The organism is Cupriavidus sp. HPC(L) (assembly GCF_000307735.3).
GTDB lineage: Bacteria > Pseudomonadota > Gammaproteobacteria > Burkholderiales > Burkholderiaceae > Cupriavidus.
Genome location: NZ_AMPR02000396.1, coordinates 1 through 1,234, shown reverse-complemented (window position 1 = coordinate 1,234; position 1,234 = coordinate 1). Strand labels below are relative to the sequence as shown.

General features: G+C 70.4%; 1 protein-coding gene. It reads right to left on the bottom strand.

Annotated elements, in window-relative coordinates:
* Nucleotides 1-459 precede the first annotated feature (459 nt).
* Entirely contained in the window at nt 460-1,227 is a 768-nt protein-coding gene (locus tag B551_RS18340) for a BON domain-containing protein (protein WP_052511420.1), read from the bottom strand.
* Between the last annotated feature and the right edge of the window lie 7 nt (nt 1,228-1,234).

Below are 1,234 nucleotides of genomic sequence, written 5' to 3'. Positions count from 1 at the left end.
CCGTGGCAGGCGGCGCAGGCGGCGGCCCAGTTGCGCGCCTGTTCGGTGGTGGCCTCGGCGACGCCGGCCGGCGCCATCGCGAGCATCGCCAGGGCGGCCAGGCAAGCCGCGGCAGTTCGCAGGGGATCGTTGTTCTTCATGGTCTCGCTCCTCGGATCGGCACTTCGGCGCATCGATCGGCCGCGCGACGCGGACCGGACGAGCGACCGGCCGGGGCGCGTGAGTGACGCGCAAGGCAGGGCAACCCTATCACATCGGCCCGCGCGGGCGTACTACGGTTTTCGCAGATGGTTGGACGGCGAACGCCATTGGGTCGCCGCAACACCAGCGTAGGTCAGCCGGAGGCGGGGCGGGAGGGAGCCGGACGGTGGAGGAGGGGGCCAGGCGCGCCGGGCCGGTTTGACGGATCGCCGGCGCGCCTGTGCGGTCAGGCAGGGTCAGGACAGAATCGGGACAGAATCAGGGCAGATTGCGGCCCGAAGGCAGGCCGACCGGGCCAGGGACGGGCGAAGTCGTCGGCGCGGTAACCGGCGACGACAGATCGGCGCCGACGGGGGCGGGGGCCGAGTTGGCCGGCGCCGCGGTGCCCGGCGTGGTCTGCACCGGTGCCGGGGTGCCGCCGACCGGTTCGCCCGGCGCCGCGTTCTGCGACGAGGCGGCCGCATCGAGGCGGGCGCGCTCGGTTTCGTCGATGTAGTCGAATACCTTGACCACCTTGCTGACGCCGCCGACATTGCGCGCCGTCTCGGTGGCGCGATCGCCCTCGGGACGGGTCACCAGGCCCATCAGATAGACCACGCCGCGTTCGGTGGTGACCTTGGTGGAATTCGACGGCACGCCTTCGGCGGTCATCAGCATCGTCTTGACCTTGCTGGTCACGAAGGCGTCCTGGCTTTGCGCCGCGAACGACGGTGACGACACCACTTCCAGCTCGTTGATGACCTCGCGGGCGTTCGGCAGGCCCCGCACGTACTGCTCGATCTGCTGGCGCAGAGTGGTGTCCTTGACCTCGCCGGTCAGCAGCACCTTCTTGTTGAACACCGTGACATTGACGCGCGCCGCGCCGCTGTAGCGCGTCGCCAGCGTGTTTTCGATCTCGAGCTGCAGGCCGCGATCGACCGCCTGGATCGACGTGGGCCGGCGGTCAGTGGCGCTCATCACGCCGGCGCCCATGGCACCGGCGATCACCGGAAAGCAGCCGCTCAACTGCGTGGCGGCCGTCAGCATCAGCGTG